This window comes from uncultured Chitinibacter sp., assembly GCF_945957625.1.
Classification (GTDB): Bacteria; Pseudomonadota; Gammaproteobacteria; order Burkholderiales; family Chitinibacteraceae; genus Chitinibacter; species Chitinibacter tainanensis.
The window spans coordinates 151,157-159,260 of record NZ_CAMFLP010000008.1 but is presented as its reverse complement, the minus strand read 5'-3'; the positions used below and the strand labels follow the sequence as shown (position 1 = coordinate 159,260).

7 protein-coding genes and 1 tRNA gene are annotated in these 8,104 nt (G+C 58.8%); 3 read left to right on the top strand and 5 right to left on the bottom strand.

What is annotated here, in order from left to right; genetic code table 11:
• Positions 1-894, top strand: an 894-nt coding sequence (locus tag QV747_RS11010; RefSeq protein WP_288791509.1) for a YadA-like family protein, incomplete at its 5' end; no start/stop codon positions are given.
• Positions 895-1,015: 121 nt separating this feature from the next.
• Here the strand turns inward: QV747_RS11010 and dxs are convergent.
• Genes dxs through QV747_RS10995 form a run of 3 tightly spaced genes read right to left on the bottom strand, consistent with a single transcriptional unit; the run spans position 1,016 to position 4,058 of the window.
• Positions 1,016-2,884, bottom strand: coding sequence for a 1-deoxy-D-xylulose-5-phosphate synthase (dxs, locus tag QV747_RS11005; protein ID WP_273430693.1), 1,869 nt, complete (start codon positions 2,882-2,884; stop codon positions 1,016-1,018).
• A 38-nt stretch (positions 2,885-2,922) separates the two neighbouring features.
• Entirely contained in the window at positions 2,923-3,819 is an 897-nt protein-coding gene (locus tag QV747_RS11000; RefSeq protein ID WP_273430695.1) for a polyprenyl synthetase family protein, read from the bottom strand.
• A 2-nt stretch (positions 3,820-3,821) separates the two neighbouring features.
• Complete coding sequence (locus QV747_RS10995; RefSeq protein ID WP_028448562.1) at positions 3,822-4,058, bottom strand: exodeoxyribonuclease VII small subunit; 237 nt, start codon at positions 4,056-4,058, stop codon at positions 3,822-3,824.
• A 180-nt stretch (positions 4,059-4,238) separates the two neighbouring features.
• Here QV747_RS10995 and QV747_RS10990 point away from each other — a divergent pair, with 180 nt between their 5' ends.
• Positions 4,239-6,002, top strand: a complete 1,764-nt coding sequence (locus tag QV747_RS10990) for an SIS domain-containing protein (RefSeq protein ID WP_273430698.1) — start codon at positions 4,239-4,241, stop codon at positions 6,000-6,002.
• A 73-nt stretch (positions 6,003-6,075) separates the two neighbouring features.
• Here the strand turns inward: QV747_RS10990 and QV747_RS10985 are convergent, their stop codons facing one another.
• Entirely contained in the window at positions 6,076-6,825 is a 750-nt protein-coding gene (locus tag QV747_RS10985; RefSeq protein ID WP_028448561.1) for a cytochrome c5 family protein, read from the bottom strand.
• A gap of 154 nt (positions 6,826-6,979) precedes the next feature.
• On the opposite strand from QV747_RS10985, the gene QV747_RS10980 reads away from it, so the two are divergent.
• A tRNA-Arg gene (locus QV747_RS10980) sits at positions 6,980-7,056 on the top strand.
• An 86-nt stretch (positions 7,057-7,142) separates the two neighbouring features.
• Here the strand turns inward: QV747_RS10980 and QV747_RS10975 are convergent.
• On the bottom strand, positions 7,143-8,081 hold the full coding sequence (locus tag QV747_RS10975) for a PHB depolymerase family esterase (RefSeq protein ID WP_273430701.1): 939 nt from the start codon (positions 8,079-8,081) through the stop codon (positions 7,143-7,145).
• Positions 8,082-8,104 lie beyond the last annotated feature (23 nt).

The window sequence follows — 8,104 nt, the reverse complement described above, 5'->3', positions numbered from 1 at the left end:
GCCGCCGGCGAAGGCGCCGTGGCACTGGGCGCGGGCAGTAGTGCCAACGCCAATGGCAGCCTAGCGCTGGGGCAACGGAGTCAGACCGATGGCGAGGCCAGCTTAGCGCTGGGCCGTGATAGCCAAGCCATTGGCAGCGCCGCCCTCGCCAGCGGCAGCCAGAGCCGCGCTAGCCAGCAACAGGCGGCGGCTTATGGTTATGCCAGCCAAGCCACGGCAGAGCGCAGTGTGGCGCTCGGGAGTGAAAGTCAGGCCAGCGGCGTGCGCAGCGTAGCGCTGGGGGCACAAAGTAGCGCCAGTGGCGAGCGTAGTATGGCGCTGGGTAGCGACAGCCAAGCTAGCCAAAGCCGCAGCCTGGCCCTGGGGGAGCGCAGCCTGGCTGGCGCCACCGATAGCATTGCCATCGGTAGCAATGCCCAAGCCACCCACCGCAATGCCGTCGCACTGGGGGCCGGCTCGCGCACCACGGCCGACAATACCGTCTCGGTCGGCAGCAGCGGGCAGGAACGCCGGATCACCCAGGTTGCCCGCCCGCTCGAAGCGAGCGACGCCGCCACCAAAGGCTATGTGGACGAAGCGCTGGCCGAGCTGAATTTTGATTCGGTCAGCCCGCAATACGTCGACCAGAAATTTCAAGAATCGGTCAATTACACCGACTATGTGCGCAAAATGGCCGCCCGCGGCATTGCCGCCAGCATGGCCAGCACGCCACAGATGAGCGTAGCGCCGGGCGAAACCAGCATCAGCGTGGGTTTTGGCCATTATGATGGGCAAAGCGCGGTGGGGATTAGCGTGGTGCATGTGAATCAGGCCGGCGCGCAAATCAATGTCGGCGTTGGCCATGCCCTGCAAGGCAAACCAGCTTTCCGTACTGGCATTGCCTGGAAGCTCTAAGAGGGTATACACCCATACACCTTGCAGTTATTAACCCGTAGAGGAATACCCCGCCACATAAAGAAAAAGCCAGACTCAGGTCTGGCTTTTTGCATGCGATGCAACTGCGGCAGTCGATCGCTTAGACAGCGAGACGCGCGCGAATGGCGGTGGCGATACCATCGGCATCCAGCCCACATTCGGCCAGCATTTGTTTTTGCTCGCCATGCTCCACATAGCTATCGGGCAAACCGAGCTGCAACACCGGTTTGCACTGGCCGGCCGCCATCATGGCTTCCAGCACCGCGCTACCGGCACCGCCCATAATCGCGTTGTCTTCCACCGTCACCAGCAGATCGTGGCTGGCCAGGAGTGTGCTGATCAGCTCAGTATCCAGCGGCTTGATAAAGCGCATATTTACTACCGTGGCATCCAGCTGCTCGCCGGCTTGCAAGGCGGCTTCCAGCACGGTGCCGAAGGCCAGAATCGCGATTTTCCGCGCAGCACTCGGCCCAGCTTGCCGGCGCACTTCACCTTTACCCCACGGCAAGGCGCGCATTTCAGACTCGACGGCGACCCCCATGCCGCTGCCACGCGGATAGCGCACACAGGCCGGGCCGGGGTGTTGATACGCGGTGTAGAGCATTTGCCGGCATTCGTTTTCATCGCCCGGCGCCAAAATCGCCACGTTCGGAATACAGCGCAGGTAAGACAAATCAAAACTACCGGCGTGGGTTGGGCCATCGGCGCCAACCAGGCCCGCGCGATCAATCGCAAAGGTCACATCCAGATTTTGCAGCGCCACATCATGCACCAGCTGATCGTAGGCGCGCTGCAGGAAGGTCGAGTAAATCGCGACCACGGGCTTGAGCCCTTCACAGGCGAGGCCACCCGCAAACGTCACCGCATGCTGCTCGGCGATGCCCACATCAAAGTAGCGGCTTGGGTATTCCTGATGAAAGCGCACCAGCCCCGAGCCTTCGCGCATGGCCGGGGTAATGCCCACCAGCTTGTCATCTTGCGCGGCCATATCACACAGCCAGTCGCCAAAAATCTGGGTAAAGGTCGGTTTGCCACCGCCTTTGCTACCGGCCATGCCATCGGCCGGGGTAAATGGCGTGACCGCGTGGTATTTCACCGGGTCGGCCACGGCGAGCTTGTAGCCATTGCCTTTTTTGGTCACCACATGCAGAAATTGCGGACCTTTGAGCTGGCGAATATTCGACAGCGTCGCCACCAGCGTTTCCATATCGTGGCCATCGATCGGGCCGATATAGTTAAAGCCGATTTCTTCAAACAGCGTGCCCGGGGTTAAAAAGCCTTTTACGCTTTCTTCGCCGCGTTTGGCCAGCTCTTTAAGCGGTGGCATCGCTTCAAGCACTTTGCCCGAAGCCTGGCGAATGCCGTTGTAGAACTTGCCGGATAGCAGCTTGGCCAGATAATTATTAAACGCGCCCACATTCGGTGAGATCGACATTTCGTTGTCGTTCAAGATCACCAACAGATCGGTCAAATCACGGTGGCCCGCGTTAAACAGTGCCTCAATTGCCTGTCCGGCCGTCATGGCGCCATCGCCAATCACGGCAATGGCTTTGCGCTTTTCGCCCTTGAGCAAAGCGGCTTCGGCCATGCCCAGCGCCGCGCCAATCGAGGTGGAAGAATGGCCAACGCCAAAGGTGTCGTATTCCGATTCATCGCGTTTGGGAAAGCCCGCCAAACCGCCCTTTTGCCGCATGGTGTGCATGCGGTTTTTGCGGCCAGTGAGGATTTTATGCGGATAGCTTTGATGCCCCACATCCCACACCAAGCGGTCATGCGGCGTATCAAACACATAATGTAGCGCCACAGTCAGCTCGACCGCGCCGAGATTGGAGGCAAAGTGCCCGCCGGTGCGGCTGACCGAATCGAGCAGAAACTGCCGCACATCTTGCGCCAGCTGCGGTAATTGCTCGCGCGCAAGGGCGCGCACATCAGCCGGGCTATCAATTTGATCGAGAATTGGGTAAGTCATTTTATTCAGCCCCAAGGGGTATTTACTTCCAGGCTTGATTAATATTTGCGGTCAACAATATACCCAGCCAGGGCATGCAAGTATTGCGCACGCTCGCCAAACGGCAGCAATGCATCGAACGCGGCCTGTTTCAGCTCCGCGGCTTTGTCTTTCGCCCCCTTCATGCCCAGCAGGGCCACGTAGGTGGGTTTGTTATTGGCGGCATCTTTGCCGGCCGTTTTGCCCAAGGTCGCCGAATCTGCCTCGCAATCGAGGATATCGTCTACCACCTGGAAAGCCAGACCAATGCATTTAGCAAAATGATCAAGGCCATGGCGCTCGGCTTCGCTCAGCGGCTGGCCGCAATACGAGCCCAGCAACACCGCCGCGCGAATCAGCGCGCCGGTTTTCAAAATATGCATCCGTTCCAGCTCGGGCAGCGTCAGCGCTTGGCCCACACTATACAGATCAATGCCCTGCCCGCCGCACATGCCCAAGCTACCAGCCGCGCGAGCCAGCAGGTGCACCATTTTCAGCTGGTCGGCCGGCGAATCAGCCAGCTGCCGCTCACTCAGCACATCAAAAGCCGCCGCTTGCAGCGCATCACCGGCCAGCAAGGCGGTGGCTTCACCAAAGGCCACGTGCACGGTGGGTTTGCCACGCCGCAGCACATCGTTATCCATCGCCGGCATATCATCGTGCACCAGCGAATAGGCATGAATCATTTCGACCGCGGCGGCCGCCGCCTGCAAACGCTCGGCAGGGGCATTCACCAAATGGCCGGCCGCAAAAGTCAGCAGCGGGCGCACCCGTTTGCCGCCATCGAGTACGCTATAGCGCATTGCATCATGCAGGCGCTCAGGCAATTGGGTGCTGGCCGGTAAAAAGATGCTTAGCGCGCTTTCCATCTGCGCCTGTACATCGCCCATCCAAGTTTTGAAATCGCTTGCGGCCATGCTTATGCTCCTTGCTCATCCAGCGGTTTGAGTTCCCCCGCTTCCAGCACCTTGATTTGCTGCTCGGCCGCGGCCAGCTTGCCTTCGCAAAAGCGCAGCAATTCGATGCCGCGCTGATAGGCCGCCAGGCTTTGTTCCAGCGGCAGCTGGCCGCTTTCCAGCTGGCTAATCAGCTGATCCAGCTCGGCCACGCCGGCTTCGTAATGTTCGGGTAACTGGGTTTTCGCCGCTTTTGCCATTCAGTCTCTCGATCGGTGGGCTGCCCGGCGCTGGAGTTTGCTCATCCAAGGGCCCGGCAGAAAATTGCAAGCGCGTTATTCTACCTCAGCCAACCGCTTTGGGCTTGTTCTGGGCTAAATGCAGCGCTGGATTGCGGCATTGCTGCCGACCGCTGGCAGAGCGGCGGGCCAGCAGCTAGGATGAAAACACACCATTTCTGCTTGCTGGCCATGATCAAGTTCATCTTTGGCGCCGTCGCCCACCATGCCGCGCAACCCCTGCTCAAACGCCTGCACAAAATCCCGACACCGGAATATACCCTGGGCTGGGGGGCACTTAATGCCGAGCGGGTGCAACAACACAGCGGGCTGGGCACCACGGATGCCGATAGCACCGTCGCAATGGGGCTCTTGAGTATTTTCCCGCAAGACCGTCCCCCCACCCTCTTTCGCGATCGGCTGCTGATTGTCTTATTGGGCCAGCTGGATAACCGGCTGGCCATTTTGGATAAGCTCGAAGCGCTGGGTTACGACACCAGCAATGCGCCAACCGAATGGCTGCTGGCCGCGCTGATCGACTGGCATTTGCGCACCTTGCGTGACCTGCGCCTGGCCGTGCAGCAAGTCGCAACCGAGCTGGAAGGTCATTTGGCCTTGCTGGTAGCCAGCAAAGATCAGCCTGATACCTTAATAGCCATCACTTTGGGCCCTGAGCTTTATCTGGCCCAGCATCCCGAAGGGCAGTTGCTGGCCAGCGAGCCCACACCACTGCGCGAGCTGGCGGCGACAATGCAATTACTGATGGCCGGCGAATGCGCCGAACTCACGCCGCTCACGCTTGCGATCTGGCAAGCCGATGGGCAGGCCTGCAAACGAGCGCCACAGGCGGCGCATGCGGTGGGGCAATATTTACACCATATGCAGGCCGATATGCAGCAACAGCCACTGCTGTTGGCCGAACTGGCGCACCATGCCCACACCCAGCAACTAAGCCAGCTACTGAATCAACTCGCGCGCGGCCATGCTTATCGGCGAGTATTGCTGCTAGCCAGTGGCTCCAGCCACCATGCCGCCATGCTGGCGAGCCAGTGGTTTGAGGCCATCGCCGGCCTGCCTGCCCGCTCTGAGCTAGCCAGCGAATACCGTAGCAAGCTCAGCCCTTTTGAGCCCGACACCCTGGTGGTGGCCTTATCGCAATCTGGGGAAACCGCCGATACCTTGGCGGCTCTGCAGCTGGCGATTCAAAGCGGGCATCAGCATACGATTGCGATCAGCAATAATCCGTTTAGCCGGCTGATGCGGCTGGCTAGCCAAGGTTTGCCACAATTTGCCGGCCCCGAAGCAGGCGCAACCTCGACCAAAACCTTTAGCAGCCAGCTGGTGGTGCTCTATAGCTTGGCGCTCGCCTTGGCGCGCGGACTGGGGCGCGATGTCCGCCAAGCCGAACAGGCCTTGCGCGGCTTGGGCGCGCTGGCGCAACACACCTTGCAGCTCGAACCCAAAATTAAAGAATGGGCGCAACTGCTGCACCGCACTGATAATCTATTCATTACTGGCCGCCAATTGCACTGGCCAATTGCGCTAGAAGGTGCCCAAAAGCTCAAAGAAATAGCCTATCAGCACGCCGAAGGCTACCCGGGCGGCGAACTCAAACACGGCCCCGTTACACTGATTAACCGCGTGGTCCCGGTGATTGCCTGCCTGCCCTGGGATCATCTGTCCGATAAAATGCTCGCCAACCTGCAGGAAGTACGTGCTCGGCACGGCATGATTTTTATTTTAAGCGATGCCAAACTCAGCTCAGGCGAGGGTTTTTATTGCTTGCAGCTGCCCAAAGCAGCGGCGGAAACCGCCCCCATTCTGTACGCGCTGGCTTTGCAGTTGCTGAGCTATCACTGTGCCTTGCTGCGCGGCAATCATATCGATCGCCCGCGCTACCTGAGCAAAGCCCAAACCAGCGAATAAGGTTGGCCACCATTTGGCGCAGATAATAAAAAACGCCGCAAAAGCGGCGTTTTTTATGGCAGCAACTCAAAGCTTATTTTGAGTTGTTGATCATGTACAGCGCAGCGGCTTTGAATTCTTCATCCGAGCCAGAGTAGCCGCCTTTTGGTGGCATAGCGTTAATCCCTTTGATACCCAAAGCGACAGCCGCATCAACGCCATCTTTCAGACGTGGCGCCCAAGCCGCTTTATCGCCAAATTTTGGCGCGCCAGCAGCACCTGACTGGTGACAGGCCACACATACGCTAGAGTAAATTTCTTTACCTTTGGTATTTGGATCAACCGCACCACCCGCCGCAGCACCTGCGACTTTAGGCTCTTCAAATTTGGCGCCAGCCGCGTTACCCATGAAGGCAATCGCACGTTTCACTTCGTCGTCGGTCAGATCAGCCGCACCACCTTTGGCTGGCATGGCGTTAAAGCCACCGATGGCGTGTTTGGCCAAAGTTTCAAACCCTTGCGCAATCCGTGCGCTCCAAGCACCCGCATCGCCAAATTTCGGTGCACCGGCCAAACCGGCACCGTGACAGGAAATACAGACCGCTTCGTAAACCGCTTTACCGCTGCGCGAACCTGGCGCGCCGCCTTCAACAACTTTGACAGCACCCACTGGCTGCAGGCGGGCAGACACCGCTTCGGCAGTCATGGTTGAGCTGCTCAGATTGGTTGACATCCCAGATGTAAACAATTTGATCAGCAAATACACTACCAATGGCAGGCCAATCAAAGCCGCCACTACCAAACCAGCAACGCCCTTAGACGCAGTTGCGTTGGAACCGCTCATGCTGTCATCCCTTGTATCAATCGTTAATAATCGAGCTTAAGTCAGCTTCTAGACTGTGCAATTATACCGCTAATCCCTATCACCACAAGGTGCGCAAGGTTTTGCGGCGCTAGACGCACAGCAATAAAGCAGTTATTATCTGCGCCTTCCTAAAGCGTCCATAGCTCAGTTGGATAGAGTGTCAGTTTCCGAAGCTGAAGGTCGCAGGTTCGATTCCTGCTGGACGCGCCAGAATTTCCAATAGCGTATTGTAGTTGAACTGCAATCTGCCTAGCTATCTCCCCAAAATACTTTTTTTGCTAGCTTGCCTGCGCTTTTCAGTGCTCGCTCTGCCGCTGGAAAAACGCCCACAATAAATCCGTAGCCGAAATGGCCTGACTGGGATCGGCTTTGCTCTTTCTGGGGCTTTGCCCGCCTGGCCAGCTGTGGCCACCCGTGGCCGTGGTGCACAATTGCACTTCGGTGCCGGACTGGCACGGCGCATATTCAGTGCATTGCGCGCCAGCTTGTTGCAACACCACTCGCCCTTGCGCTGGACAGGCTAGACGCTGAGTCCAGCGGGTAAGGGTGGCGGGCACCGAGGTAAAATCGGTGACTTGTTCGCGCAAACCGTCCTGCCGGCCCGCCCCGCCGTTGAACAACACCCGTTCATCATCCAGCGCATGAATATGCAATACCGATACCGCGCGGCCGCGCGGGCAGCTGCGGGTGTTGTCCGTGCCAGCAACGGCGGCGATGGCGCGAAATACGTCGGGCGCTTCGCAAGCCAGCCGATAAGCCAGCATCGCGCCATTGGACATCCCGGTGGCAAACACTCGCTGGCGATCCACCGGCCAGCGTTGGGCGATGGCGGCAACCATGGCGCGGATAAAGCCGACATCATCCACCGCCTGATCACGAGCAGCGCCACAACAATTTCCGGCATTCCAGGTGGCAAACTGCCCACCCGGCCAGCGACTTACCCCATTGGGATACGCCACGATAAAGCCAGCCTGATCGGCTTTGGGGCTTAGACCATACCAGCGCGGGTCGGCCATGATGCCGCGATGCCCGCCGCCGCCGTGCAGCGCCACCACCAGCGGTAAAGGCTGTCCAGACTTCAGCTGGGGTGGTAAATGCACGCGGTAATAGCGAGTCTGGCCCGCATGCTCGAGCTGCAACTCCAGCTCGCTACCGGTATTGGCGGCGACGGCGGCAGCGCTTAGCAGGCACAGGCCGAGTGCACCAGTTATGAAACGTAACCAAATACTCTGCATAGGTATTGCCACCAGGCCATTAA

Excerpts from the sequence above, each read along its gene's own strand:
- dxs (WP_273430693.1), bottom strand. The coding sequence starts at position 2,884 with ATGACTTACCCAATTCTCGATCAAATTGATAGCCCGGCTGATGTGCGC.
- QV747_RS11000 (WP_273430695.1), bottom strand. The coding sequence starts at position 3,819 with ATGGCCGCAAGCGATTTCAAAACTTGGATGGGCGATGTACAGGCGCAG.
- QV747_RS10995 (WP_028448562.1), bottom strand. The coding sequence starts at position 4,058 with ATGGCAAAAGCGGCGAAAACCCAGTTACCCGAACATTACGAAGCCGGC.
- QV747_RS10990 (WP_273430698.1), top strand. The coding sequence starts at position 4,239 with ATGAAAACACACCATTTCTGCTTGCTGGCCATGATCAAGTTCATCTTT.
- QV747_RS10985 (WP_028448561.1), bottom strand. The coding sequence starts at position 6,825 with ATGAGCGGTTCCAACGCAACTGCGTCTAAGGGCGTTGCTGGTTTGGTA.
- QV747_RS10975 (WP_273430701.1), bottom strand. The coding sequence starts at position 8,081 with ATGCAGAGTATTTGGTTACGTTTCATAACTGGTGCACTCGGCCTGTGC.